The following is a 25,437-nucleotide window of genomic DNA, read 5'->3' as shown; positions in this document are numbered from 1 at the left end:
CTCCAGGGTTACCTGCTCAGCCGACCGCTGCCGCTGGGCGAGCTGCGCCCGGTGCTGGGCGAACTCAATCAGCGCCATGAACAGGCACTGGAGCGTTGCAATCCTTTTGCCGGTACAGATCAATCAAAGTCGCCGGATCTTTTTGCAGATAGCCCTGACTACCATGCAAGCGCATCAGTTGCGCGGCCAGGCCGCTGATAGGCGTCGCCGAGCCCTGCTCGCGGGAGAACTTCACGGCGCTGTCCAAGTCCTTGAGCAAGGTGCGCACGTGCCACTTCACCGGTTCAAAACGACTTTCGGCCATTTGCGGGGCGAGAATCTGCAAGGGTTTTGAATCGGCAAAACCTCCGGCCAGGGCCTCGGAAATCAGGCGGGCGTCCACGCCCGATTGCTCGGCCAGCGCCACCACCTCGGCAATCACCAAGGCATTGCAGGCGACGATCATCTGGTTGCAGGCCTTGGTCACCTGCCCTGCGCCTACCGGCCCCATGTGGGTGACCCGCTGGCCGAGGGTCAGCAAGATCGGCCGCACACGATCAAGATCTGCCGCCGAGCCACCGGCCATGATTGCCAGGGTGCCGGCTTCGGCGCCCGGGGTGCCGCCGGATACCGGTGTATCGAGCCAGCCCATGCCGGTGCTGGCCGCCAGTTCACTGGCCATTTCCCGAGTGGCCGTCGGCTCCAGGCTGGAGAAATCCACCAGCAACTGGCCGGCCTTGCCACCCGCGGCAATCCCCTCCTGGCCAAACACCACCTCACGCACCACTGCGGTATCGGCCAGGCACAGCATCAACACATCAGCGTGCTGACACAGCTCGGCCGGGGTTGCCACCTGACGTGCGCCAGCGTTGATCAGTTCGGCGCATTTGTCCGGCGAGCGGTTCCACACCGTCAGCGGATAACCCGCTGCCAACAGCCGCCGGCACATGGGCAAGCCCATCAGACCGATACCGGCAAACCCCAACAAAGGACGTGCAGTGCTCATGAATAGCTCCAGACAAATTAAAGAAGTTGACTGATCGGACGATTCAGTTTGCAGGCGTGACAAGGAAAACTCTTACATCGGCATAGGGTGCCCCCCTATCGCTCACGCCAAATGCGCGCTGATACAGTCGCGAACCTTACCCAGTGATGGCTCTATGCTACCTACTAGAACAGCCACCCACCCCCAGGCAAATGGCGCAAAATGACCTCCAAGACTACTTCTGCCAACGCGGTTTCCGAGCTGACTTCATCCACTCCCGCGTACAGCGCTCCCGGCTCGAGTTACTACAGCCCGCGGACGCTTAACCCGCAGCAGTACCTGTACTTCACCGAAACCGATATCCAGCGCATCCTCGATAACCTGGACGGCCTGCGTGACCTGGTGTTCCCGCCCAGCGTGCATGTCGAAGACGACACTCAACTGCGCCTGGACCAGCAATTCCCTTCGGTGTGCCTGATCGGCCTGGGCCGCTGTGGCTCGAACATCGCCCTGGATGTTGCTGAACTTGTATACAACGCCAGGACCTTTTACCTCAACGAATTCAACAACGAAGACCGCGCCAGCAGCGAACCAAACTACAGCCCTGCGCGCTGGATTCGCAACAACCTGCGCCTGGTGCAGAACAAGAGCGCCAAGCCAGTGTTCCTGGTAGAGCCGCTGGTAATGCTCGGCGACCTGGACAAGGACATCGCCGGCCGCATCCGTTTTTCGCGCAAGGGTGAAAAGAGCGGGTTCATCCGCGACTACAGCAAAATGAAGATCATGGACCTCTCCGAAGTCCATGCAGGCGGTGCCGGTAACGCGCCGATTCTCGGCCAGTACCTGGCCAAGATCATCCTCAACAAGGAAACCCAGCGCTTCTCCAGCGCCGACTGGAAGCTGATCCACTCCTACCTGATCGACTCCTGCGGGATCAAGGCCAACCAGTCGCGGCTGTACTTCTACATCTTCAGCGCCGGTGGCGGTACCGGTTCGGGCATGGCCTCGGAGTTCGGCCTGGCCCAGCAGTACTCGTACATGAACAAGACCTTCGACACCAAGCCGGCCGACGAAAACGACGGCAAGAGCGGTCATTCGTTTGTCTTCGAGCCGATCTTCACCAGCGGCATCTGCGTGCTGCCGAACATCTCCGATCACCGCAGCGAAATGTCCGAAGCCCTGCACATCAACGCCGGACGGCTGCTGTGCAAGTACCTGTCCGAAGAGTGGGACTTTTCGTACAACTTCGACAACGAGGACAGCAGCGAAGCCAGCGTCATGGGCCGTATCCGCCCCTGGAACGCGATGATGCTGATTTCCAACGACATCATGCGCTACGCCGAAGCGAACGATGACGGCAACATCCAGAACATTGATGTCAATGCCATGGAGAAGCACGCCAACCAGTACATCTCCCAACAGATCTTCAACATCCTCACCGCCCAGGCGGTAACCACCGACTACGACCAGAACTACTTCCGTCGTGCTGGCATCGACATCGGCGAAACCATCCGCCTGGATGCCAACGACCTGTTCATGAGCCTGGCAGGCCCGGTGGCGATTGCCTATGCCGAATCGGTAGTGCCGGAACAGCCGTCGCCAAGCTCGGACAAGTTCAAGGTGTTCGAGAAGGAGCAGCCACGGCTGAACATTGACGATCTGTTCTTCCGTTCCATCGACCTGCCGCACTTCAACAAGGTGACCCAGGCGATCGAAGGCATCAGCCTGCTGCCGATCGAGTCCAGTCGCTACCGCGCCGCGCTTGAGCAATACCAGGCCTCCGGTTATGACGCCGCGGCGCTGCACGACCTGCATTTCTTCAAGAACTGCTCGTCGGTGGTGTCGATCGTGTCCCTGCCCAAGGACTACAAGCTGTCGTACATGGACCTGAACCGGCTCAAGACTCATTTGAACAGCCTGTTCCCCAACACCACGCTCAAGCGCTATGCGCTGGTGATCGGTGCCTCGGCCAACCTGTCGCTGACCACCCTGATTGCCAAGAGCCCATGCCTGTCAGACGACTTCCTGACCTTGATCGTGGCCTTCATCAAGCGCTGCTTCGCACGTAACCCGTACCGTTTCGACGACACCCTGGACAATGCCGTCCTTGAGTTCATCACCAGCGACGTCTTCGATGAAGACCGCATCGACGACCTGCTCAACGAGTTCGAGAACCCGGCGAAGATCCTCGATACCAACTGGTACGCGATCAAACCGATGTACGAGAAAAAGTACCGGGAGTTGATCAACGACAAGAGCAAGTTCGTCTCGATCAATGACATCCGGCTGTCACGCGAATGTGTGAAGAAAGCGGTGAAGTATCTGCGTGAGATTTACCGTCACCGTATTGGCAAGACCCGGGTGATCTCGCTGAACAGTCATACCGGGAAAATCGATTACTGATTGAAAGCATCGCGGGGCAAGCCCGCTCCTACATCTGTAGGAGCGGGCTTGCCCCGCGATTTGACTGTTACCGCACTGTCTCGGCACACCCAACTGTTACCAACAGTCACCCTGACTGAACAGTCCCGCGCACCAAAACCTCCTCGCTGTGCATTTTCACGCACCAATTTGGCGCATGTTCAGCCTTTGGTCTTTTCCTGAATCACGATAAACGGCGAAACCACCACCGCCCAGATCTCTGGATCGCGGCTCTGAAGGTCTAGCGCCTGGTGCGCAGTGACCGCGCCGACAGTGCCATCATCACGCCACTTAGCAAAGGCATCGCTACGGTTTTCGGCCATTGCCTGTGCAACTTCAATCAGGTCCAGGTTCGGGTCGACCCAAATCAGGTCACCCTTGGCCCAAAAACGCTCCAGCGCTTTCCACTCGATTGTTGCCGTCTCGCCGAGCAATTTGGCATAGAGGGTGCTTGGTTGATCAGTCATGGGTTCCTACCAGAAATAATTCGACCGCGATAAAGGTCGGTATTTTTGCAGAAAAACCCAGTTTCAAAATAAGTAATTGATCGACAAGGTGGTAAATGCCCGGCATTGACCAGAGAAACTGGCAAAACGGTGGCGTTTTTCTATAACTTTCTGTCGATTAGGCGACACCCCCGGTTTTTGCCCCAGCGGGCCTGCTTTTCAAGCGACAAAGCAGCGCTCTACACTGTACCGGTACAGTTGCCAGGGCCGATCCGGGGGTTATCCGGGTCCGTGGCGAGGCGTGGCCTCCCATGGAACCTGATCCGGTCCTCAAGCTCTGGCCGCCAGGACTATAAAAATTACAACAGAATGAGTGGAGCACTATGAGTAAGGCTACTAAGCAGATTTCCAAGCTGTTTGCCGCAATGGTACTGGCCGGGGTTGCCAGCCATTCGTTTGCAGCCGATACCATCAAGATCGGCATCGCCGGCCCGAAAACCGGCCCGGTCACTCAGTACGGCGACATGCAGTTCATCGGTGCAAAACAGGCCATCAAGGACATCAACGCCAAGGGCGGCGTCGACGGCAAGATGCTTGAAGCCAAAGAATACGATGACGCCTGCGACCCTAAACAGGCCGTGGCAGTCGCCAACAAAGTGGTCAACGACGGCGTCAAGTACGTGGTCGGCCACCTGTGCTCCAGCTCTACCCAGCCTGCGTCCGACATCTACGAAGACGAAGGCGTGATCATGATCACCCCCGCTGCCACCAGCCCGGAAATCACCGCTCGCGGCTACAAACTGATCTTCCGCACCATCGGCCTGGACAGCGCCCAGGGCCCGGCGGCCGGCAACTACATCGCCGACCACGTCAAACCGAAAGTGGTTGCGGTACTGCACGACAAGCAGCAGTACGGTGAAGGTATCGCCAGCGCCGTGAAAACCACCCTCGAAGGCAAAGGCGTCAAGGTTGCCGTGTTCGAAGGCCTCAACGCCGGCGACAAGGACTTCTCTTCGATCATCCAGAAGCTCAAGCAAGCCAACGTCGACTTCGTCTACTACGGCGGCTACCACCCAGAGCTGGGCCTGATCCTGCGTCAGGCCAAAGAGAAAGGCGTGAACGCCAAGTTCATGGGCCCTGAAGGTGTCGGCAACGACTCCATCTCGCAAATCGCCCAGGGTGCCTCCGAAGGCCTGCTGGTCACCCTGCCCAAGTCCTTCGATGCCGACCCTGCGAACAAGGCCATCGCCGACGCTATCAAAGCTGATGGCAAAGACCCTAGCGGCCCGTTCGTGTTCCCGGCCTACTCGGCTGTTGAGCTGATCGCCGAAGGCATCAAGGCCGCCAAGTCCGAAGACACTGCCAAGGTGGCCGAGGCCATCCACGCCGGTACCTTCAAGACCCCGACCGGTGACCTGTCGTACGACGCCAAAGGCGACCTGAAAGACTTCAAATTCGTGGTCTACGAATGGCATTTCGGCAAACCTAAAACCGAGGTTTCTCCTCAGTAACCCCGTCTGACTACATGACCACAAGCCCACTGTGCGAGCAGTGGGCTTTGTTTTACGAGGTTCATGGACCTTGTTCCCGCGATCCGGGAGCAGGTTCACCTGAAAATCTTAAAACCGTCACCAGCGGTTCGCTGACAGTGCCTGTACCAAAGTGGCCAAGACCACACGACCGGGCCGGGGGCATCCCCACCAGTGAAATGCGTATCAGGTTTTTAGGAGCGCTGTAATGCCTGAGATCTATCACTTCTTCCAACAGCTGGTTAATGGCCTGACCATTGGCAGCACCTATGCCTTGATAGCCATTGGCTACACAATGGTTTACGGCATCATTGGAATGATCAACTTCGCCCATGGCGAGGTGTACATGATTGGTTCCTATGTGGCTTTCATTGCCCTTGCCGGGCTGGCCATGATGGGTATCGATTCACTGCCGATATTGATGACCGTCGCTTTCGTCGCCACGATCTTCGTAACCAGTGCCTATGGCTACAGTATCGAACGGGTCGCCTACCGTCCGTTGCGTAACAGCAACCGGTTGATCCCGCTGATTTCTGCCATCGGTATGTCGATTTTCCTGCAAAACACCGTATTGCTATCCCAGGACTCCAAGGACAAGTCCATCCCCAACCTGATCCCTGGGAGTATCTCCTTCGGCCCGGGCGGCGCAGAGGAAGTGCTGATCTCCTACATGCAGATCCTGGTTTTCATCGTCACCCTGGTGGCCATGACCGGTTTGACCCTGTTCATCTCCCGCTCGCGTCTGGGCCGGGCCTGCCGGGCCTGTGCCGAAGACATCAAGATGGCCAACCTGTTGGGCATCAACACCAACAACATCATCGCCCTGACCTTCGTCATCGGTGCGGCCCTGGCCGCCGTGGCGGCGGTACTGCTGAGCATGCAGTACGGCGTGATCAACCCCAACGCCGGCTTCCTGGTGGGCCTGAAGGCCTTTACCGCAGCGGTACTGGGCGGCATCGGCAGTATTCCAGGCGCCATGCTCGGAGGGCTGGTGCTGGGGGTGGCTGAAGCTTTTGGCGCCGATATCTTCGGTGACCAGTACAAGGACGTAGTGGCGTTCGGCCTGTTGGTTCTCGTGCTGTTGTTCCGTCCGACCGGCATTCTCGGCCGTCCGGAGGTTGAAAAAGTATGAACAAAAATCTCAAACAGGCGTTCTTCAGCGCCTTGCTGGTCTGGGCCGTGGCCTTCCCGGTACTGGGACTCAAACTCAGCATCGACGGCATCAACCTGATCGTTCACAGTCAGGGGCCGTTCACCATCACGGTGATTGCCGTGTGCTCGGTGCTGATGTTCCTGCGTGTGCTGTTTGACAAGCAGTGGAGCACCGTTACTCGCAGGCGCTCCGATCGCAAGCTGATCTCGCCCGCGGTGAGCAACTTCCTGACCCTGCCCAAGACGCAGCGCTGGGTAATCCTCGGCCTGATCATGGTTGCCCTGGTCTGGCCGTTCTTCGGCTCGCGCGGCGCGGTCGACATTGCCACCCTGATCCTGATCTACGTGTTACTGGGCCTGGGCCTGAACATCGTGGTCGGTCTGGCAGGCCTGCTCGACCTGGGTTATGTCGGCTTCTACGCCGTCGGCGCCTACAGCTACGCCCTGCTGTCGCACTACTACGGCCTGAGCTTCTGGATCTGCCTGCCGATCGCTGGCCTTATGGCGGCGACCTTCGGCTTTTTGCTCGGATTCCCGGTATTGCGTCTGCGCGGTGACTACCTGGCCATCGTGACCCTGGGTTTCGGTGAGATCATCCGCTTGTTCCTGCGTAACCTCACCGGTCTTACCGGCGGTCCAAACGGGATCAGCAACATCGAGAAACCGACCTTCTTCGGCCTGACCTTCGAACGCAAAGCCGCCGAAGGCATGCAGACCTTCCACGAGTTCTTCGGCCTGCAGTACAACTCAATCAACAAGGTGATCTTCCTCTACCTGGTAGCGCTGCTGCTGGCACTGCTGGCGCTGTTCGTGATCAACCGGCTGCTGCGCATGCCGATCGGTCGTGCCTGGGAAGCCCTGCGTGAAGACGAGATTGCCTGCCGCGCGCTGGGTCTGAACCCCACCGTGATCAAGCTGTCGGCGTTCACCCTGGGTGCCTGCTTCGCCGGTTTCGCCGGCAGCTTCTTCGCCGCGCGCCAAGGCCTGGTGACACCGGAGTCGTTCACCTTCATCGAATCGGCCATCATCCTGGCCATCGTCGTGCTGGGCGGCATGGGCTCTCAGTTGGGCGTGATTCTGGCGGCCATCGTGATGATCCTGCTGCCTGAACTGATGCGCGAATTCAGCGAATACCGCATGTTGATGTTCGGTGCGCTGATGGTGTTGATGATGATCTGGCGTCCGCAAGGCCTGCTGCCTATGCAACGTCCACATATGGAGCTGCGTCGATGAGCCGCGAAATTCTGCAAGTCAGCGGCCTGAGCATGCGCTTCGGCGGCTTGTTGGCGGTCAACGGCGTGGCCCTGACCGTCAAGGAAAAACAGGTGGTGGCGTTGATCGGCCCGAACGGCGCAGGCAAGACCACGGTGTTCAACTGCCTGACCGGCTTCTACAAGCCCAGTGACGGCACCATCCTGCTCGATGGTCAACCGATCCAGGGCCTGGCCGGCCATGAGATCGCCCGCAAGGGCGTGGTGCGGACCTTCCAGAACGTGCGTCTGTTCAAAGAGATGACCGCCCTGGAGAACCTGCTGATCGCCCAGCACCGGCACCTGAACACCAACTTCCTCGCCGGCCTGCTCAAGACCCCGTCCTTCCGCCGCAGTGAGCTCGAAGCGAAGGAGTACGCGCGGTACTGGCTGGAGAAGGTCAACCTGCTCGAGTTCGCCAACCGTCCTGCTGGCACGCTTGCCTATGGCCAGCAACGTCGCCTGGAAATCGCCCGCTGCATGATGACCCGTCCACGGATCATCATGCTCGACGAACCGGCGGCCGGCCTGAACCCGAAAGAGACCGAGGACCTCAAGGCGCTGATCAGCATCCTGCGTGAAGAGCACAATGTCACCGTGCTGCTGATCGAGCACGACATGAAGCTGGTGATGAGCATCTCCGACCACATCGTGGTGATCAACCAGGGTACACCCCTGGCAGACGGTACGCCGGATCAGATCCGCGACAACCCTGAAGTGATCAAAGCCTACCTGGGGGAAGCGTAAATGCTGCAGTTTGAAAACGTTTCCACCTTCTACGGCAAGATCCAGGCACTGCACAGCGTCAACGTCGAGATCCGCCAGGGTGAGATCGTCACCCTGATCGGCGCCAACGGTGCCGGCAAGTCGACCCTGCTGATGACCCTCTGCGGCTCGCCGCAAGCGAGCAGCGGCAGCATCCGCTACCTGGGCGAAGAGCTGGTCGGACAGTCGTCCTCGCACATCATGCGCAAGAGCATCGCCGTGGTCCCTGAAGGCCGCCGTGTGTTCGCCCGCCTGACCGTGGAGGAGAACCTGGCCATGGGCGGCTTCTTCACCGACAAGGGCGACTACCAGGAGCAGATGGACAAGGTCCTGCAGTTGTTCCCGCGCCTGAAGGAGCGCTTCAGCCAGCGTGGCGGCACCATGTCCGGGGGCGAGCAGCAGATGCTCGCCATCGGCCGGGCGCTGATGAGCAAGCCCAAGCTGCTGCTGCTCGACGAGCCTTCGCTGGGCCTGGCGCCGATCATCATCCAGCAGATCTTCGATATCATCGAGCAACTGCGCCGTGATGGCGTGACGGTGTTCCTGGTCGAGCAGAATGCCAACCAGGCATTGAAGGTCGCTGACCGCGCCTATGTGCTGGAAAACGGCCGGGTGGTGATGGAAGGCACCGGCGAAGCGCTGCTCACCGACCCCAAGGTACGCGACGCTTACCTGGGCGGCTGATGCCGCTGTGCAACACATGAAAAAGGCCTTCGGGCCTTTTTTCTTGCCCGCTGTAACGCCTCCAGGGTACGCGACTCTAGTGCTGCAGGTGAGCCAGAACACTGGCCCTCACCTCTTCCCTCTACTGGAGCCTTAGCATGAACAAGACCTTTCGCAGCGCTGCCCTCATCCTCACTCTGGGCTCGGGCCTGGCCTTTCTGCCCCTGGTGCACGCCGCCGATGACATGAAGATGAGTAAGGAGGCGAGCATGGACAAGGACATGAAAATGGACAAGAAAATGGCCGACGAGCAGAAGATGGACATGAACAAGGATATGAACAAGGACAAAAAAATGGAAAAGAACGACAAGATGATGAAAAACGAAAAGCACGACGACAAGATGTAAGCCCTACAGGGTCTGCAATGCCTGACTACCACGCCTGAACCAGCTCAGCAGGTAATCAACCAGTACCTGGACCCGCTGGGGCATCCCTCCCTGATAGGGGTGTACCAGAAACAGCGGTACGCTGCGCGTCTGATAGTCGCGCAGCAACCACTGCAAACGGCCGTCAGCCAGTTCCGCGTGCAGCATGTACGAGGGCAGACGGGCGATCCCCGCGCCCAGCAGCGCCGCCTTCTTCAGCAGGCTGTAATGATTGCTGGCAAAGCTGCCAGCCACCTGCACCCGCAACAATTCATGCTGCTGATGGTACAGCCACTCTTCACGACCGCTGTAATGGCTGTTGAGCAGGCAACGATGGCTGCTCAGCTCGGCCGGCACTCGTGGCTCGCCATGACGCTGCAGGTAATCCGGACTGGCACAGGTCAACTCTTGCATGGCCAGCAACGGGCGGGCAACCAGGCGCGCGTCATCCTCGACTTCGGTGCGAATCGCCAGGTCGAAGCCATCTCCCAGCAGGTCGCGATAACCGTTGTTCAGTTCAAGCTCGACCTGCAAATCCGGGTAACGGCTGGAAAACTCCAGCAACAGCCCTTCAAAAAACGTCTCGCCCAACGACACCGGCACGGTGATACGCACCGGGCCCGCCAGTTCGTCCTTGAGCATGGCCAGGGTCTGCCGCGCCCCTTCCATCTGCCGCACCAGTGCCTGCGCCTGAGGCAGCAACATGGCGCCGGCCGCCGTCAGGCTGAGCCGGCGCGTTGTACGGTGCAGCAACTTGACGCTGTGGCTGGCCTCCAGGGCGCTGATGCGCTTGGACAACTGTCCCTTGCTCCAGCCCAGTTGTTGCGCAGCCTGGGTAAAACTGCCGGCATCCATCAATACGGCAAAAGCCGAAAGGTCATCGAGGTCGCTCATGGATTGTTTCCGCATGAAAACCAAAGGTTGCCTATTAGCACGCTTATCTGCAGAAAAATCCACCCTAGACTTGAACCTTGTCTCCATTCACTTATGAGGAACAGCTCAATGAAAATCCTGTTGATCGGCGCCAACGGTACCATCGGTTCGGCGGTTGCCACTGAACTTGAGCAGCGTCATGAGGTGCTACGCATCGGCCGCAGCAGCGGCGACTACCAGGTCGACATCAGCGACAGCACCTCGATCCGACGCCTGTTCGAACAGACCGGGCGCTTCGATGCCCTGGTCTGCGCTGCCGGCAACGTGACCTTCGCGCCCCTGGAAGAAATGAATGCAGAGCATTTCGCCCTGGGCCTGAACGACAAGCTCATGGGCCAGGTCAACCTGCTACTGATCGGCCGCGAGTTCATCAATGATGGCGGCTCGTTCACCTTTACCAGCGGCATCCTCAACCGTGATCCGATTCGCTCCGGCGCCTCGGCCGCTCTGGTCAACGGCGCACTCGATGCCTTCGTCAAGGCCGCCGCCATCGAATTGCCTCGCGGCCTGCGGGTCAATGCCATCAGCCCCACCGTACTGGTCGAAGCCATGTCGGCCTATGCCCCGTATTTCCGCGGATTCAAACCAGTGCCGGCTGTCGACGTGGCACTGGCTTATGCCAAGAGCGTCGAAGGATTGCAGAGCGGCCAGACCTACCAGGTGGGCTAAGGCTTGTGATCGGCTGTTAGCCTGCGTAACGTGGCGGCACCTTTTGCTCGAGATGCTGGAGTTTGCTTGATGCGTGCCGCCCCTTCGCTGTTGCTTGTCGCCTTGTTGCCGCTGTTTGCCGGCTGCCAGCTGCTGGCTGAAAAGCCGCAAGCCGCCTCCACCGAGGGGCAGACCCGCCTACAGGGCGAACTGACAGCCCAGGGCGGACAACTGCTGTTCAAGCCCTGCGAAGAAACCCGCCGCTTTGCCGTCAATGACAGCGGCAACACCGGCCTGCTGCAGGAAGCTAGCGCACTGGCAGCCACCCCCGGCACGCTGTTCGCCGATGTGCGCGGAAGCTTCTCGGCCAGCCAGAAGGCCGGCAACGACGGCCAGTTGAATGTACAGCGCCTGTACCGCGTCGAACACTCCAGCAGTGCCTGCAGCGACCCCAACTTCAAGCGCCTGACCCTGCGCGCCAGCGGCCATGAGCCGGACTGGAGCCTCAAGGCCGGCGGCAAGGGCATGGTCCTGGAGCGCGTCGGTCAACCGTCGCTGGCCGTGCCCTATCTGGAAGAGCAACTGCCCGACGGTCGCTTCAGCCTGAGCACCGAAGCAAATGGCCAGAAAGTCGAGCTCTGGGTCGCCCCGCAACGCTGCGTCGACAGCGCCACCGGCAGCGTCCAGCACCTGAGCGCCGAGTTGCGGGTGGACGGCCAGACCCTGCGCGGTTGTGCCTACTACGGCGGTTCGCGCAACGACTGATCATCGGCGCCTGCGTTTAACCTGCCTGCAAAGGTAGCTAACAGCTTATACTTGGCGGTTTGTGTAAAGCCGCCGGCCGTTCATGGCCGGGATACTGGACCCTGCCATGTTACGAATCACCGAACTGAAGCTGCCGCTGGATCATCCTGATGAAGCCCTGCGCGAGGCCATCGTGCAACGCTTGGGCATCAGCGACGAGCAACTGCTGGACTTCACTCTGTTCAAACGCAGCTACGATGCGCGCAAGAAGAACAGCGAGCTGCTGTTCATCTACACCATCGACCTGAACGCGAGCAACGAAGCCGAACTGCTGAAAAAGTTCGCCGACGACCACAACGTCAACGTCGCTCCCGATGTCAGCTACAAAGTGGTGGGCCAGGCCCCGGCCGACCTGCAAGAGCGTCCCATCGTTGTCGGTTTCGGCCCGTGCGGGATCTTTGCCGGCCTGTTGCTGGCGCAGATGGGCTTCAAGCCGATCATCCTCGAACGTGGCAAGGAAGTGCGCCAGCGCACCAAGGACACCTGGGGCCTGTGGCGCAAAAGCGTGCTCAACCCAGAGTCGAACGTGCAGTTCGGTGAAGGCGGTGCCGGAACCTTCTCCGACGGCAAGCTGTACAGCCAGATCAAGGACCCGCAGCACCATGGACGCAAAGTCCTGCACGAGTTCGTCAAGGCCGGCGCCCCAGACGAAATCCTCTACATCAACAAACCGCACATCGGTACCTTCCGTCTGACCAGCATGGTCGAGAAGATGCGTGAAGAGATCATCAGCCTGGGCGGCGAAGTGCGTTTCGAACAGAAAGTCACTGACCTGCTGATGGACGACGGCCAGCTCAATGGCGTGGTCCTGGAAAGCGGCGAGCAGCTGCATTCGCGGCATGTGGCGCTGGCCCTGGGCCACAGTGCCCGTGACACCTTCCGCATGCTGCATGCCCGCGGCGTGTTCATGGAGGCCAAGCCGTTCTCCATTGGCTTCCGTATCGAGCACCCACAATCGCTGATCGACCAGGCACGCCTGGGCAAGTACGCCGGCCACCCGAAACTTGGTGCCGCCGACTACAAGCTGGTGTATCACGCCAAGAACGGCCGTTCGGTCTACAGCTTCTGCATGTGCCCGGGTGGCACCGTGGTTGCCGCGACCAGCGAGCCGGGCCGGGTGGTCACCAACGGCATGAGCCAGTACTCGCGTAACGAGCGCAATGCCAACTCCGGTATTGTCGTTGGCATCACCCCTGAACAGGACTACCCGGGCGGCCCGCTGGCCGGCATTGAGTTGCAGGAGAAGCTCGAAGCCCTCGCTTACGTACTCGGTGGCAGCAACTACCAGGCACCGGCGCAGTTGGTCGGTGACTTCGTTGCCGGGCGGCCTTCCACGGCCATCGGCAGTGTCGAGCCGTCCTACAAGCCGGGCGTCAACCTGGGCGACCTGGCCCCGAGCCTGCCGGACTTTGCCATCGAAGCCATTCGTGAAGCGCTACCGGCTTTCGATCGGCAGATCAAGGGCTACAACCTGCCTGATGCAGTATTGACCGGTATCGAAACCCGTACCTCATCGCCGCTGCGCATCACCCGTGACGCCAGCCTGCAGAGCCTGAACCTCAAGGGCCTGTTCCCGGCGGGTGAAGGTGCAGGGTATGCCGGCGGGATTCTGTCGGCGGGTGTTGACGGGATTCGTATTGCTGAAGCGGTAGCGCGCAGCATGCTGGGTCTGCAGGCCTGATATGACTATCGCGGGGCAAGCCCGCTCCTACAAGAGATGCAAACACTCTGTGGGAGCGGGCTTGACCCGCGATAGCTCTTAGACGCCCTCGCGCAACACCGACTCAGGCAACGCCTCGCCACGCTCGACACAAGCCGTCACCGCCTCGATCAACCCTTCCAACTGATACCCCTGCCCGCTCAACCAGTCCTGGTCATAATAGGTGGTGGCATAGCGGTCGCCGCCATCGCAGAGAATCGCCACGATCGACCCGGCTTCCCCCGCCGTGCGCATTTGCTGCGCCGCCGCCAGGGCGCCAATCAGGTTGGTGCCGCTCGACCCCCCGACCCGCCGCCCCAGGCGCTGCGCCAGGTAATGCATGGCTGCCAGCGACAAGGCGTCCGGCACCTTGACCATGGCGTCGATCACCTGCGGCAAAAACGACGCCTCGACCCGCGGCCGACCGATGCCCTCAATGCGCGAACCGCAGTCCAGGCGCAAGGAGCGATCACCACTCTTGTAGCAGTCGAAAAACACCGAGCGCTCGGCATCGGCGCACAGCACCCGTGTGGCATGCTGGCGATAACGCACATAACGGCCCAGGGTGGCGGTGGTGCCACCCGTGCCCGGGCTGGAAATCAGCCAGCTCGGCTCGGGGAACTGCTCGAAACGCATCTGGGCAAAGATCGACTCGGCGATGTTGTTGTTCGCCCGCCAGTCGGTAGCGCGCTCGGCATAGGTGAACTGGTCCATGAAGTGCCCGCCGCTTTCCTGGGCCAGGCGCTCGGATTCGGCGTAGATCTGCGTCGGATCCTGTACCAGGTGGCTCTGACCACCGTAGAAAGCAATCTGGGCGATCTTTTCCTGCGAGGTGGTGGCGGGTACCACGGCAATGAAAGGCAGCCCGAGCAAACGTGCGAAGTAGGCTTCGGAAATCGCCGTCGAGCCGCTGGAGGCCTCGATCACCGGCGCTCCCGGGCGCAACCAGCCATTACACAGGGCATAGAGAAACAATGAACGCGCCAACCGGTGCTTGAGGCTGCCGGTGGGGTGGCTCGACTCGTCCTTGAAATACAGCTCGACGGCGGGAAAGCCAGGCAACGGCAGCGGGATCAGGTGGGTGTCGGCACTGCGTTGAAAATCCGCTTCGATAATACGGATGGCTTCACGGGCCCACTGGCGGTGATCGTTCATGGTCGATTCTCGGGCAAAAAAGTCGAAGTTCAGCAGAACATGTTAGGAAAATTCTGATAGTTCCCACAGATACAGCCACGATGAATTATCGACTGCAACTGCTAGGCTGCATGGCGTAAGTTGGTTACAGCTTATAACAAAGACGAATATAGTTTTTGTTTTAAAGAATATCTCCTCAGGGTAGGGTGTGCCCCTATCAGAACCTTCAGAATGGAGAGCGCCCTTGCCCCTGCGTAGCACTTTCACACGTTTCTTTCAGTTGGAAGCTGCCAGCGGTCTATTACTGATTGCTGCAGCTGCCTTGGCCCTGATCATCAACAACTCGCCACTGTCGTACCTGTACAACGGCCTGCTGGATGTTCCCGTGGTCGCCCAGATTGGCGCACTGAAAATCGCCAAGCCCTTGCTGTTGTGGATCAACGACGGGCTGATGGCCCTGTTCTTCCTGTTGATCGGCCTTGAGGTCAAGCGCGAGGTGGTCGACGGCCAACTGTCCAAGCCCTCGCAGATCGTCCTGCCCGGTGCTGCCGCCATTGGCGGCATGGTGGTGCCGGCGCTGATCTACTGGTTCCTCAACAAGGACAACCCGGCCGCCGTGGCGGGCTGGGCCATCCCCATGGCCACCGACATCGCTTTCGCCCTCGGCGTGCTGGCCCTGCTGGGTAAGCGCGTACCTGTCTCACTCAAGCTGTTCCTGATGACCCTGGCGATCATCGACGACCTGGGTGCGATCATCGTCATCGCCCTGTTCTACTCCGGCACCTTGTCGAGCCTGTCGCTGGGCCTGGCGGCAGCCTGCCTGTTGGTGTTGATCGCGATGAACCGCATGGGCGTAGTCAAGCTCGGCCCGTACATGGTGGTCGGCCTGATCCTCTGGGTCTGTGTGCTCAAGAGTGGCGTGCATGCCACGCTGGCCGGCGTCACCCTGGCACTGTGCATTCCATTGCGCACCAAGAACGCCGAGCCTTCACCGCTGCTGAGCCTGGAGCATGCCCTGCACCCCTGGGTCGCTTATGGCATCCTGCCGCTGTTCGCCTTTGCCAACGCCGGCGTGTCGCTCACCGGCGTTACCCTCGAAAGCTTCACTCACCATGTACCGATGGGTATTGCCGTGGGTCTGCTGCTGGGCAAGACCCTCGGGGTGTTCGGCTTCGCCTGGGTAATGATCAAGGCTGGCATGGCAGCCTTGCCAGCAGGCGCCAATTGGGGCCAGGTGCTGGGGGTGGCGATTCTCTGCGGCATCGGCTTCACCATGAGCCTGTTCGTCGGCTCCCTGGCCTTTGTACCGGGTAGCAGCGAATACGCCGGTATGGACCGCATGGGCATTCTCACCGGCTCCATCCTTGCAGCGCTGATCGGCTATGGCATCACCGCGCTGTCGAGTCGCAAGCCCGTCACGGCCTGAGCCTTACGGCAATAAAAAACCCCGACCGGCATTGCCGCGTCGGGGTTTTTAATGGGGGGTGAAAAACTCAGTGAGTCACCCGGCTGGTGCCGTCGACGGTCATGATCCGTACACGCTCACCGACACGGAAGATCTCGTTCTGCTGCACCGCCTGCACGTAGGCGCGCATGCTACCGTCGTCTTCACGCACGGTGATTTCCACGCCCTGGGTGCGGGTCAGGCCTTCTTCGGCCGCAGAACCTGCCAAGCCACCGGCCACGGCACCGATCACAGCGGCAACGATACTGCCGCGACCACCGCCCACCGCACTACCGGCGACACCGCCGACGATCGCACCGGCACCACCACCGATCGGGGTTTTGGTACCTTCGATTTTTACCGGCCGCAGGGACTCGATAGTGCCCATGCGCACGGACTGCACACGGCGTGCTTCATCTCGGGAATACGAATCGCCAGTCAGGCTCGAGGCACAACCACCCAGCAGCATCGACATGGTGGTGAGGGTTGCCAGCAGCAGAACAGATTTACGCATTGGATGATCTCCGAAAGACAGATGCTCATTAGACTCCGCGCATTGACGACTGTCACGACACATGCGGGGTAAAATTGCTTCCATTCAGCTTCCGTACAGCCTGCGCTATCGGGGCAGCCTGTAGAAACTTCTAGCGCAAGGATAGACATGGATTACTTCATCGTCGTCATAACCACCGTGGCCGGCCTGTACTTCCACTGGTGGATCTACGTTCGCATCAAGCGCTGGATGGACCGCGACCTGGCCTTGTCGCTGGCAGGCCAGGACGAAGGCAAGAAGGCTTTCATGCTACAACGTCTGGACAGCGCCAAGACGCAAAAGGTCAAACGCCGTGAACTGGCGGCCTGGCTGGAACGCGAGGCCGCCTGTTACCAGGCCGATTAAGGCGCGAGGCGCTCACGCAGCCAATTACCTTGCTGCAAGCGGTAGTTGAGGCGGTCGTGCAGGCGGCTGGCACGCCCCTGCCAGAACTCGATGCGCTCGGGCAGCAGGCGATAACCGCCCCAGTGCTCCGGGCAGTGCGGCTGGCTGTCACTAAAGCGCTGCTCGGTGGCCTTGACCAGACCTTCGAGCTCGGCGCGGTCGGCGATCACCCGGCTTTGCGGCGAAGCCCAGGCGCCCAGGCGGCTGCCCAGCGGGCGAACCTGGTAATACTCGTCCGATTCCTGCGCGGTGACCTTGACCACCCGGCCTTCGATCCGCACCTGGCGCTCCAGCGCCGGCCAGAAGAACGTCATGGCTGCGAACGGGTTGGCCAGCAGTTGCTGGCCCTTGGCGCTGTCGTAGTTGGTGAAGAAGGTGAAGCCCTGATCGTCCAGGCCCTTGAGCAGGACAATCCGGCTATGCGGGCGGCCGTCGGCATCCACCGTCGCCAGGGTCATGGCATTGGCTTCCACCGGAGGCTGCTCGGTCTTCACGGCGTCATCGAACCACTGACGAAACAACGCGAAGGGCTGTTCCGGCGCCAGGGCTTCGGTCAGGCCATCACGGGTGTAATCGCGGCGCATATCGGCCAGGGACTGGGTCATTACTGCGTTCCTTGACGATCAGTTGGTCTTCGCAGGGCTGGTGTTGGCAGCGACTTTTTTCGCCGCAGGCGTCGCAGCCTTTTTCGCTGCAGGCTTGGCTGCTGGCTTCTTGACAGCGGCTTTGGCGGGTGCGGCTTTCTTGGCGGCAGTGGCTTTTTTCACGGGTGCCTTGGCCGCAGGCTTGGCAGCGGGTTTCGCCGCCGTTTTGGCCGGAGCTTTGGCATCCTGCACGGCAACCAGTTCGGCCGGAGCCGGAGTTGGCTGCTTGTACTTGGCCAGCAGCGCGACCATGGTGTTCTGCGGCGTCAGCACCAGCTCGACACGGCGGTTCAGGGAACGTCCTTCAAGGCTGTCGTTAGCCGCGCGCGGCATTTCCGAGCCCATGCCACGCAGCATCAGGCGATCGCGCTGCAAGCCGCTGAGGCGGAAGATGGCGGCGACCGACTGGGCACGTTCCTGGCTGAGCTTGGTATTGGCGGCGGCGACACCACTGGTGTCGGCATGGCCAAGGACCAGTACCGCGGTCTGCTTGTCAGTTTCGATAGCCTTGGCCACCCGGGTGATCGGGCCGAGGGTCAGCGGCAGGAGCATCGCTGGGCGGTCCGGGTTGTAGGAACTGTCCACCGGCACGGTCACGACCAGTACGTCTTCACGGCGCTCCACTTCGAACTTGCTGTCCTTGATGGCTTCGCGCAGCTTCGGCTCGTAGTTGTCCAGCCAGGCCTGGGTGGCCTTATGGTCGATCTTGGGGGCGGCGGCGACCTTGCTCTTTTCGCTGTCGCCAAACGGCCACCACCAGCGGCTGGCGCTTTCCGACTTGGCGTCGGCCTTGGCGACTTTTTCGGTTACCACGTCCTTCACTTCCTTGTCGACGACCTGGTCTGCACCAAACGGCCACCAGTTGAATCCGGCGTCAGCGGCCCCGTCTTTCTGAGGATGCTGCGCGCAGCCGGTAACGGCCAGGCACAGGGCGAGAGCTAAGGATTTATGCGAAGACATCAGCGATACACCATGAAAATGAACGAAATTTGGCCCAGCAATGCAGGGCTTTGGAATTCAGAATAGCCAAAGGGTTCAAGCCTCATCGGGGTTAACCGATCAAAGGCAGCCGGCCAATACCCGCACCAGCTTCTGCGCCCGAGGGTCCATGAGTACATAAGGGCCCAGGGTATTGGTAACAAAACCAAAAGAAACATCATGCTCCGGATCGGCGAAGCCCACCGAGCCGCCCGCCCCCGGGTGACCAAAGGCGCGCGCGCCCAAGCCGAAGGTGGCGTTGGTAACGCTGGGCTGATCGAGCATGCAGCCAAGACCAAAGCGGGTCGAGGTCAGCAAGGTCTGGTCCTGGCCCAAGCTGTGTTCTCGCGTGAGTTCATCCAGCAGTTCCGACTCCAGCAGGCTGCCATCAAGCAACCCAGCATAGAAGCCAGCGAGACTGCGGGCGTTGCCATGACCATTGGCTGCCGGTTGCTGCATCCGCCGCCACTCTGGCTTGTTGACGCTGGTGAGCATGCCAGGTGGGTTGGTAAAGGCCCGGGTCGACAGGGCTTGCGGCTCGCGCATAGTGACCTGGAGCAGTCGCTGGGCAGCCTCGTCACCCATGTTGCCTTTGCCGCGGGCTATATGCGCGACCCGGGGGAAGTCCTCTTCGCCCAGGCCAATATGAAAGTCCAGGCCCAGCGGCTTTGCGGTACGGGCGACGATCGACTCGCCAGGCTCACGGCCATCGGCGCGGCGAATCAACTCCCCAACCAGCCAGCCAAAGGTGATGGCCGCATAGCCGTGGGCGGTACCGGGGGTCCACCACGGCGATTCGGCAGCCAGCGCCTGGACCATGGCTTGCCAGTCGTAAAGGGCCTCGGCTGGCATCAACTCACGCAGGGCCGGTACACCGGCGCGATGGCTGAGCAACTGGCGCAAGGTGATCGATTGCTTGTCGGCCTGGGCGAATTCCGGCCAGTAACGCGCCACCGGCGCATCCAGGGCCAGCTTGCCCTCCCCGACCAGTTGCAGGGCGGTCACGGCAGTGAACATCTTGGTGCAGGAAAACAGGTTGGCGATGGTGTCGCTGTGCCAGGCCTCGGCGCCGTCTTTGTCAGCACTGCCGGCCCACAGGTCGATGACGGTCTCGCCGCCGACCTGGATGCACAGCGCCGCGCCACGCTCCTGAGGATCGTCAAACAGCGCCGCAAAGGCTTCACGTACCGCTTCGAACTTAAGCTCGTAATGACCCTGAATCTGCACCCAGCAACTCCCGCGAAACCGGCTTTTCAAAAGGGGTGCATTGTTTCAGCCTGCGCACGATTTGGGAACAGACAGAAGCCGGGCGGTCCATCGCCTGCGACACCAGTCAGGGCGCCGCAGGGGCTTTTTCCGTGGTTGGAGGGGTTTTTCCGAACTGCGCCTGGGTCTGCAGGTTGCTCTTGCGCACACCGTCGACAAAGCCCTGAAACGGTACATCGGTAATGCCGACCAGACCGAAGTGGCCGTTCTCACCATCGAGCAGGCGCCCGCTGGCTGGCTGATCGAGGTACTGGAACCAGTGCACGCCGACGATCGACGGCTCATCCAGCGCAGCCTTGAGGAAACTGCCATAGGCAGGTGCCCGGCCCTCTTCTTTGGCCACTTCCATCGGCCCTGGCCAGAACGGGCCACGGTCACGGGAGCCGAACTGGAACTCGGAAACCAGCACCGGTTTGTCCAGCGCCTTGAGCTGGTTGAAATCGTAACCATCCTGGGGTTTGGGCGTGTAGAAGTTGAAGCTGATCACATCGCAGTACTCGGCACAGGCGGCGACCGCTTCGGGGGTGCTGACGGCATAGCGACCGCCGAGCAGCAGGTGATTGGGCGCATGCCAGTTCAGTGAGTCGGAAATGGTCTTGAAATAGGTTTCGGCGAAGACCTTCTGGAAGTACTTGAAGTCGGCCTCGATTTCCGGGTGTTCAGGGCTTGGCAGCGGCGGTTCGAACCCTGGGTCTTCCATCAGTTCCCAGGCGGGCAGGTCGATACCCCAGGCCTTGGACAGGCCGGCCTGGTTGCGGTACTTGTCGCGCAACTGCTTGAGGAAGGCACGCTTGGCCGGCACGTCGGTGGTCAGGCGCAAGGTGCCGTAAGCCAAGGCGTAGCGTGCCTTGGGGTCATCACCGGGGCCAGCCCAGGCCAGTTCATTGTCGGCAAAATAGCCGATCAGCCAAGGGTCGTCGCGGTGGTCGCGGGCGGCAATCGCCACCGCACGTTCGGTGGCCATGGCAAAGCGCGGGTCAAACGGGTCGGGCATCCCACCCCACCAGTCCATACCAGTACTAATGCTGGTGTAGTCGCCGACAATCGACAGCGGCAAGGTGTAGGGCATGCGGCTAGCCTGGGCCAGCGCCGGCTCGCTCCAGTTGCCCAGGGTATTGAAGCCCCAGGCCTGCAGGCGGTCAAGGGTGTGACCCTGCCAGCGTTGCCTATCGAAGCTTGCGACCGGGCATTCAATCGCCGGGGCCTTGTCGCTGGCCGCCTGCGCTGTGCATGGGGTGCCATGGCTGCGCTCGATATTGGCGGCATAAAAATCGAACCAGCGCCCTTGGTTGAAGTTGCGGCCACGGGCCGAGCCGTTGCCGTCGTTGTTGTTGCCCTCGCCATAAAACTGCGCCAGCGCCTCACCGGTTTGCGGCAGCGCGCTGAACATGCTTTCGCGCCCGGCCACATAGGTCCGGCCACCGTCGGCGGCCACGGTGTTGACGCCCAGGGAGTAGAACGGATGCCCTTCGGGGGTTACCAGGTACCAGCGCCCTTCGCGTTTTTCTGTGCGGAAGAAGCCCTTGGCCTCGAAGGTAGGACCTTCAGTGATGCCGCCGAACTTGTCCAGCTTGAGCTTGCCGCGTTCGCCCAGCCAGCCTTTGAGTTGCTGTTGTTCACGGCCGGCGGCGGCCTTGAGCTGATCGTCAGTGACGATCTTCTCCGGCCAGCGGTCGCGGGTGGACTGGCCATAGCCGTCGATCAAGTTGCTGTACACAGCCTTTTGCAGTTGCTCGTCATCCTGGGTACCGACACGCTCGATCAGGATGCTCTGGGCGACGTTGGGCTTGTTCATCGACAAGGTCACCGCCACCACCTGCTTGAGGTCGACCTCCCCCGCGCTGCTGGTCAGCAGCACCCGCTGACCTTCATGCACCCAGGGCATTGGTGGCCCGGCACGCATGCCCTGGCTCAAAGGCGAGCTGGCCTTGAGCGGCACGTAAACGGTTTGCGCGGGGCCCGCTGGCAGGTCGATACGGCTGGTGAGGGTCTTGCCATCGCTGCTCTGCACCGTCACATCGACGGTCAGCGCCCAGTCCATGGCGCTTTGCAGGCGCAAGGTCATGGCCGTGGCGCTGGACCAGTCCCAGGCCCCGCTTTGCGGGGTCATGCGCAACTTGGGCTGCTGCACCGGGTTGAACACCACGCGACGCAGTACCTCGCCCTCGGCCGTTTGCTCTGCGTTGTACTGCGGCAGGCTGGCATCCTCGGTCACCACATTGACCACAGCGGCTGGGCGAACGAAGCTGAACAGCGTCTGTTGCCCGGCCAGCAGCGGCGAGCTGAACAACAGTGCGAAGACGGCAGGCAGGGTACGGCGAATCATAGGGCTGGAACTCTCCTTGAGGGCCCATGGGGCCTTGAATTGAGTAATAGACAACGCCCGGAGCATTGCGCTCCGGGTTTCAGGAAATTTCCCGGCGAAACGGCGGCAGCGCATTGAGAATAGCCTTGCCATAGCGCTGGGTGACCACCCGGCGATCAAGCAAGGTGATGGTGCCTCGGTCCTCTTCGGTGCGCAGCAGGCGCCCGCAGGCCTGAATCAGCCGCAGCGAGGCGTCCGGCACGGCAATCTCCATGAACGGATTACCGCCTCGGGCCTCGATCCATTCGGCCAGGGCCGCCTCGACCGGGTCATCCGGCACGGCGAACGGGATCTTGGCAATCACCACGTGCTCGCAATAGGCACCTGGCAAGTCGACACCTTCGGCGAAGCTGGCCAGGCCGAACAGCACGCTGGAATCACCGCCATCGACCCGCGCCTTGTGTTTGTTGAGGGTTTCCTGCTTGGACAGGTTGCCCTGGATAAACACCTGCTTGCGCCAGTCGCGGTCCAGGCCGTCGAACACGTCCTGCATCTGCTTGCGTGAAGAAAACAGCACCAGCGAGCCGCGCGAACCTTCCACCAGCTCTGGCAGGTCGCGGATGATCGCCGCCGTGTGGGCGGCAGCATCACGCGGGTCGGCACGCAGGTCCGGAACGCGCAATACACCGGCGTCGACATGATGGAACGGGCTTGGCACGACACTGGTGACAGCGGTCTTGGGCAGCCCGGCACGCATGCGGAAACGGTCGAACTTGCCCAGCGCCGTGAGGGTCGCCGAGGTCACCAGAGCGCCATGGGCGACGTTCCACAAGTTGCGCCGGAGCATTTCGGCGGCAAGGATCGGGCTGGCATTGACCTCAATATCGAACAGCGCACCGCTCTCGGCCAGGGTCAGCCATCGCGCCATCGGCGGGCTGTCCTCCGGGTCTTCGGCGGTAAAGGCGGTCCACAGCTCCCAGTTGCCTTGGGCACGCATCAGCAAGCTGCCGAACAGCGGGTACCATTCCTCGGCCTGGTGGCTGGCGATGCCGATGTTGACCTCAGCATCCATGCCTTCCTTGAGCAGTTCGGTGAGCCGGGTGAACAGGTCGTTGAGCCGCGAGAAACCCTTCTTCAGTTCAATGCCCATCTCGCGCATGTGCTCGGGCACCACGCCGCCTTCGAAGCGATGGCGCGGCCGCTCGCGGCCCTCCGTGTCTTCGCTGGGGCGGAAATCGGCAACCTGCTCGCAGGCACTGAACATGAACTGCTGCTGGGCCTTGATCTCACGGGCCAGTTCCGGCACCTGCTCGATCAATTTGCCCAGATCGCCCGGCAGCGGATGCTGGGCCAGCAATTTGGTCAGGTTCTTGGCCGTTTGCTCAAGCCAGTCGGCGGTGGAGCGCAGCCGGGTGTAATGGGCAAAGTGGCCGATGGCCTTGTCCGGAAGGTGATGACCTTCGTCGAACACATAGATGGTGTCACGCGGGTCTGGCAGTACCGCGCCGCCGCCCAGGGCCAGGTCAGCCAGGACCATGTCATGGTTGGTGACGATCACATCGACCTTGCCCATGCCTTCGCGGGCTTTGTAGAAGGTGCATTGGCCGAAGTTCGGACAATGGCGCCCGGTGCACTGGCTATGGTCAGTGGTCAGGCGCGCCCAGTCCTGGTCTTCCAGGGCCTGGGGCCAGCTGTCGCGGTCACCATCCCAGCGGTTACCGGCAAGCTTCTCGATCATGCTGGTGAACAGCTTCTGGCTGGCCTCGTCGACCTCGATCTTGAAACCTTCCTCTTCGAACAACTGCGCGGTGGCCGATTGCGCCTGGCCTTCTTGCAGCAGTACGTCGAGTTTCGACAGGCACAGGTAGCGGCCCCGGCCCTTGGCCAGGGCGAAGCTGAAGTTCAGGCCGCTGTTGCGCATCAGGTCGGGCAGGTCCTTGAAGACAATCTGCTCTTGCAGGGCAACCGTGGCGGTGGCGATCACCAGGCGCTTGCCGGCCGCCTTGGCCGCCGGAATCGAAGCCAGGCTGTAAGCCACCGTCTTGCCAGTACCGGTGCCGGCCTCGACCGCGACCACCGCCGGTTCGCCAACACGCCGACCTTCATCGTCGCAATCGATGTCGCCGAGTACCTTGGCCACTTCGGCGATCATCAGGCGCTGGCCGTAGCGTGGCTTGAGGCTCTTGGCTTCGAGAAAACGCGAATAGGCGCCCTGAATCGTGGTTTTGAGTTCGTTGCTGATCATGGTGTCGGGGCGCCCGAAGGGCTGGATAAATTTTCAGTGTTTCGATTGGGTCGCTATCATACCCCGCTATTGCCCTTTACGCCGAATGGAGATCCCGATGCCCGTCTTTGCCCTGACCTATAGCCTGCATGTTCTGGCCGCCCTGGTGTGGGTCGGGGGGATGTTCTTCGCCTGGCTGGTCCTGCGTCCGGCGGCGGTTGCAGCCCTCGACGGCCCTGCTCGCCTGCGCTTGTGGGTAGAAGTGTTTCAGCGTTTTTTCTTATGGGTGTGGATCGCAATTGCGCTGCTGGCGATCAGCGGCGCGATCATGATCAACTCCCGATACGCAAGCTTCGAAACGACTCCGCGGCATGTCCAGGTGATGATCGGTGGTGCTATTGCGATGTTCGCCGTGTTCTTTCGCATTCAGTCGTTGTTGTACCCTGAACTGAGCAAGGCGGTACAGGCCGAAGACTGGCCGGCGGGAGCGGCAGCCATGGCCAGGATTCGGCGCATGGTCGGGTTCAACCTGGTGTTGGGGATTGCCGTAGTGCTGTCGGGTGGGGTGCTTTGGTAAAGCGCTGGGGGATTCTATGGCTCATAGAAAGGCCTCAAATAGCTGTTGATCAGCCGGTGTACACAGATCCATTGTGGGAGCGGTCTTGCCTCATCGCGGCATAGGTATCTACACATCTCTCGATTACGTGTATGTCTCCGGGTTTGACGCCTCGACACGTGCTCTCGCCTTGCGCCAAGGCTGACAACGCCAGTCTCACAGGCCATGGTACGTTGCAACAAATGTGGGA

23 protein-coding genes are annotated in these 25,437 nt (G+C 60.9%); 13 read left to right on the top strand and 10 right to left on the bottom strand.

Translation table 11 applies throughout. The features are described 5' to 3' along the window. Positions 1–64 precede the first annotated feature (64 nt). On the bottom strand, positions 65–985 hold the full coding sequence (locus M5G17_RS26535; protein WP_273895828.1) for an NAD(P)-dependent oxidoreductase: 921 nt from the start codon (positions 983–985) through the stop codon (positions 65–67). Positions 986–1,186: 201 nt separating this feature from the next. Between M5G17_RS26535 and M5G17_RS26530 the strand changes: the two genes are divergently transcribed. After that, on the top strand, positions 1,187–3,367 hold the full coding sequence (locus tag M5G17_RS26530; protein ID WP_273895827.1) for a hypothetical protein: 2,181 nt from the start codon (positions 1,187–1,189) through the stop codon (positions 3,365–3,367). Between the two features lie 179 nt (positions 3,368–3,546). Here M5G17_RS26530 and M5G17_RS26525 read toward each other — a convergent pair whose 3' ends face one another. Beyond that, the gene (locus tag M5G17_RS26525) at positions 3,547–3,852 is read right to left on the bottom strand and encodes a DUF2288 domain-containing protein (protein ID WP_273895826.1); all 306 of its coding nucleotides are present in this window, start codon (positions 3,850–3,852) and stop codon (positions 3,547–3,549) included. Positions 3,853–4,214: 362 nt separating this feature from the next. On the opposite strand from M5G17_RS26525, the gene M5G17_RS26520 reads away from it, so the two are divergent. The 6 genes from M5G17_RS26520 to M5G17_RS26495 all read left to right on the top strand — a co-directional run bounded on the left by M5G17_RS26520 (position 4,215) and on the right by M5G17_RS26495 (position 9,597). Further along, positions 4,215–5,342 carry a branched-chain amino acid ABC transporter substrate-binding protein gene (locus M5G17_RS26520; protein WP_273895825.1) on the top strand — a complete coding sequence of 376 codons (1,128 nt, stop codon included), beginning with the start codon at positions 4,215–4,217 and terminating at the stop codon, positions 5,340–5,342. Between the two features lie 226 nt (positions 5,343–5,568). Next, positions 5,569–6,492, top strand: a complete 924-nt coding sequence (gene livH, locus M5G17_RS26515) for a high-affinity branched-chain amino acid ABC transporter permease LivH (protein WP_045185823.1) — start codon at positions 5,569–5,571, stop codon at positions 6,490–6,492. Next, complete coding sequence (locus M5G17_RS26510) at positions 6,489–7,745, top strand: high-affinity branched-chain amino acid ABC transporter permease LivM (RefSeq protein WP_130265917.1); 1,257 nt, start codon at positions 6,489–6,491, stop codon at positions 7,743–7,745. The genes livH and M5G17_RS26510 overlap by 4 nt, the downstream gene beginning before the upstream one ends. Next, positions 7,742–8,509: a high-affinity branched-chain amino acid ABC transporter ATP-binding protein LivG gene (livG, locus tag M5G17_RS26505; protein ID WP_273895824.1), complete on the top strand. Its 768-nt coding sequence runs from the start codon at positions 7,742–7,744 to the stop codon at positions 8,507–8,509. The genes M5G17_RS26510 and livG overlap by 4 nt, the downstream gene beginning before the upstream one ends. Continuing rightward, complete coding sequence (locus M5G17_RS26500; RefSeq protein ID WP_130265919.1) at positions 8,510–9,211, top strand: ABC transporter ATP-binding protein; 702 nt, start codon at positions 8,510–8,512, stop codon at positions 9,209–9,211. 137 nt (positions 9,212–9,348) lie between these two features. Continuing rightward, entirely contained in the window at positions 9,349–9,597 is a 249-nt protein-coding gene (locus tag M5G17_RS26495; RefSeq protein WP_273895823.1) for a hypothetical protein, read from the top strand. Between the two features lie 3 nt (positions 9,598–9,600). Here the strand turns inward: M5G17_RS26495 and M5G17_RS26490 are convergent, their stop codons facing one another. After that, entirely contained in the window at positions 9,601–10,509 is a 909-nt protein-coding gene (locus M5G17_RS26490; RefSeq protein ID WP_273895822.1) for a LysR family transcriptional regulator, read from the bottom strand. Between the two features lie 108 nt (positions 10,510–10,617). Here M5G17_RS26490 and M5G17_RS26485 point away from each other — a divergent pair, with 108 nt between their 5' ends. From M5G17_RS26485 to M5G17_RS26475, 3 genes are all read left to right on the top strand, one after another. Continuing rightward, positions 10,618–11,217 carry a short chain dehydrogenase gene (locus tag M5G17_RS26485; protein ID WP_273895821.1) on the top strand — a complete coding sequence of 200 codons (600 nt, stop codon included), beginning with the start codon at positions 10,618–10,620 and terminating at the stop codon, positions 11,215–11,217. Between the two features lie 69 nt (positions 11,218–11,286). Continuing rightward, a complete protein-coding gene (locus M5G17_RS26480; protein ID WP_273895820.1) occupies positions 11,287–11,961 on the top strand; it encodes a COG3650 family protein in 675 nt (224 codons plus the stop codon). A gap of 106 nt (positions 11,962–12,067) precedes the next feature. Then, the gene (locus M5G17_RS26475; protein WP_273895819.1) at positions 12,068–13,681 is read left to right on the top strand and encodes an NAD(P)/FAD-dependent oxidoreductase; all 1,614 of its coding nucleotides are present in this window, start codon (positions 12,068–12,070) and stop codon (positions 13,679–13,681) included. Between the two features lie 78 nt (positions 13,682–13,759). Here the strand turns inward: M5G17_RS26475 and M5G17_RS26470 are convergent, their stop codons facing one another. Continuing rightward, positions 13,760–14,854, bottom strand: a complete 1,095-nt coding sequence (locus M5G17_RS26470; protein WP_273895818.1) for a PLP-dependent cysteine synthase family protein — start codon at positions 14,852–14,854, stop codon at positions 13,760–13,762. 223 nt (positions 14,855–15,077) lie between these two features. Between M5G17_RS26470 and nhaA the strand changes: the two genes are divergently transcribed. Further along, a complete protein-coding gene (gene nhaA / locus M5G17_RS26465; protein WP_273895817.1) occupies positions 15,078–16,259 on the top strand; it encodes a Na+/H+ antiporter NhaA in 1,182 nt (393 codons plus the stop codon). 67 nt (positions 16,260–16,326) lie between these two features. On the opposite strand, the gene M5G17_RS26460 is transcribed toward nhaA, so the two are convergent. After that, positions 16,327–16,791, bottom strand: coding sequence for an outer membrane lipoprotein (locus M5G17_RS26460; protein ID WP_273895816.1), 465 nt, complete (start codon positions 16,789–16,791; stop codon positions 16,327–16,329). Between the two features lie 147 nt (positions 16,792–16,938). Between M5G17_RS26460 and M5G17_RS26455 the strand changes: the two genes are divergently transcribed. Further along, positions 16,939–17,175, top strand: a complete 237-nt coding sequence (locus tag M5G17_RS26455; RefSeq protein ID WP_273895815.1) for a hypothetical protein — start codon at positions 16,939–16,941, stop codon at positions 17,173–17,175. Here the strand turns inward: M5G17_RS26455 and pdxH are convergent. The 5 genes from pdxH to dinG all read right to left on the bottom strand — a co-directional run bounded on the left by pdxH (position 17,172) and on the right by dinG (position 24,652). Then, positions 17,172–17,819: a pyridoxamine 5'-phosphate oxidase gene (gene pdxH / locus M5G17_RS26450; RefSeq protein ID WP_273895814.1), complete on the bottom strand. Its 648-nt coding sequence runs from the start codon at positions 17,817–17,819 to the stop codon at positions 17,172–17,174. The two genes, M5G17_RS26455 and pdxH, sit on opposite strands and share 4 nt — an antisense overlap. An 18-nt stretch (positions 17,820–17,837) precedes the next feature. Then, positions 17,838–18,818 (bottom strand): OmpA family protein, encoded by a 981-nt coding sequence (locus M5G17_RS26445; protein WP_273895813.1) that lies wholly within the window; start codon positions 18,816–18,818, stop codon positions 17,838–17,840. Between the two features lie 99 nt (positions 18,819–18,917). Further along, the gene (locus M5G17_RS26440) at positions 18,918–20,063 is read right to left on the bottom strand and encodes a serine hydrolase domain-containing protein (RefSeq protein ID WP_273895812.1); all 1,146 of its coding nucleotides are present in this window, start codon (positions 20,061–20,063) and stop codon (positions 18,918–18,920) included. A gap of 106 nt (positions 20,064–20,169) precedes the next feature. Further along, complete coding sequence (locus M5G17_RS26435; RefSeq protein ID WP_273895811.1) at positions 20,170–22,428, bottom strand: beta-agarase; 2,259 nt, start codon at positions 22,426–22,428, stop codon at positions 20,170–20,172. 79 nt (positions 22,429–22,507) lie between these two features. Next, a complete protein-coding gene (gene dinG, locus M5G17_RS26430) occupies positions 22,508–24,652 on the bottom strand; it encodes an ATP-dependent DNA helicase DinG (protein ID WP_273895810.1) in 2,145 nt (714 codons plus the stop codon). Between the two features lie 97 nt (positions 24,653–24,749). On the opposite strand from dinG, the gene M5G17_RS26425 reads away from it, so the two are divergent. After that, complete coding sequence (locus M5G17_RS26425) at positions 24,750–25,208, top strand: CopD family protein (RefSeq protein ID WP_273895809.1); 459 nt, start codon at positions 24,750–24,752, stop codon at positions 25,206–25,208. Positions 25,209–25,437 lie beyond the last annotated feature (229 nt).

It is taken from the genome of Pseudomonas rubra, assembly GCF_028656935.1.
Lineage (GTDB): Bacteria > Pseudomonadota > Gammaproteobacteria > Pseudomonadales > Pseudomonadaceae > Aquipseudomonas > Aquipseudomonas rubra.
The sequence above is the reverse complement of the archived record's forward strand: the minus strand, read 5'-3'. Positions and strand labels throughout refer to the sequence as shown.

Bases quoted from the DNA above. Each gene is read 5' to 3' on its own strand.
- M5G17_RS26460 (WP_273895816.1), bottom strand. From the start codon at position 16,791: ATGCGTAAATCTGTTCTGCTGCTGGCAACCCTCACCACCATGTCGATG.
- M5G17_RS26435 (WP_273895811.1), bottom strand. From the start codon at position 22,428: ATGATTCGCCGTACCCTGCCTGCCGTCTTCGCACTGTTGTTCAGCTCG.
- M5G17_RS26480 (WP_273895820.1), top strand. From the start codon at position 11,287: ATGCGTGCCGCCCCTTCGCTGTTGCTTGTCGCCTTGTTGCCGCTGTTT.
- livG (WP_273895824.1), top strand. From the start codon at position 7,742: ATGAGCCGCGAAATTCTGCAAGTCAGCGGCCTGAGCATGCGCTTCGGC.
- M5G17_RS26475 (WP_273895819.1), top strand. From the start codon at position 12,068: ATGTTACGAATCACCGAACTGAAGCTGCCGCTGGATCATCCTGATGAA.
- M5G17_RS26535 (WP_273895828.1), bottom strand. From the start codon at position 985: ATGAGCACTGCACGTCCTTTGTTGGGGTTTGCCGGTATCGGTCTGATG.
- M5G17_RS26495 (WP_273895823.1), top strand. From the start codon at position 9,349: ATGAACAAGACCTTTCGCAGCGCTGCCCTCATCCTCACTCTGGGCTCG.
- M5G17_RS26490 (WP_273895822.1), bottom strand. From the start codon at position 10,509: ATGAGCGACCTCGATGACCTTTCGGCTTTTGCCGTATTGATGGATGCC.
- M5G17_RS26445 (WP_273895813.1), bottom strand. From the start codon at position 18,818: ATGTCTTCGCATAAATCCTTAGCTCTCGCCCTGTGCCTGGCCGTTACC.
- M5G17_RS26525 (WP_273895826.1), bottom strand. From the start codon at position 3,852: ATGACTGATCAACCAAGCACCCTCTATGCCAAATTGCTCGGCGAGACG.
- M5G17_RS26500 (WP_130265919.1), top strand. From the start codon at position 8,510: ATGCTGCAGTTTGAAAACGTTTCCACCTTCTACGGCAAGATCCAGGCA.
- pdxH (WP_273895814.1), bottom strand. From the start codon at position 17,819: ATGACCCAGTCCCTGGCCGATATGCGCCGCGATTACACCCGTGATGGC.
- M5G17_RS26530 (WP_273895827.1), top strand. From the start codon at position 1,187: ATGACCTCCAAGACTACTTCTGCCAACGCGGTTTCCGAGCTGACTTCA.
- M5G17_RS26455 (WP_273895815.1), top strand. From the start codon at position 16,939: ATGGATTACTTCATCGTCGTCATAACCACCGTGGCCGGCCTGTACTTC.
- livH (WP_045185823.1), top strand. From the start codon at position 5,569: ATGCCTGAGATCTATCACTTCTTCCAACAGCTGGTTAATGGCCTGACC.
- M5G17_RS26520 (WP_273895825.1), top strand. From the start codon at position 4,215: ATGAGTAAGGCTACTAAGCAGATTTCCAAGCTGTTTGCCGCAATGGTA.
- M5G17_RS26485 (WP_273895821.1), top strand. From the start codon at position 10,618: ATGAAAATCCTGTTGATCGGCGCCAACGGTACCATCGGTTCGGCGGTT.
- M5G17_RS26470 (WP_273895818.1), bottom strand. From the start codon at position 14,854: ATGAACGATCACCGCCAGTGGGCCCGTGAAGCCATCCGTATTATCGAA.
- dinG (WP_273895810.1), bottom strand. From the start codon at position 24,652: ATGATCAGCAACGAACTCAAAACCACGATTCAGGGCGCCTATTCGCGT.
- M5G17_RS26425 (WP_273895809.1), top strand. From the start codon at position 24,750: ATGCCCGTCTTTGCCCTGACCTATAGCCTGCATGTTCTGGCCGCCCTG.
- M5G17_RS26510 (WP_130265917.1), top strand. From the start codon at position 6,489: ATGAACAAAAATCTCAAACAGGCGTTCTTCAGCGCCTTGCTGGTCTGG.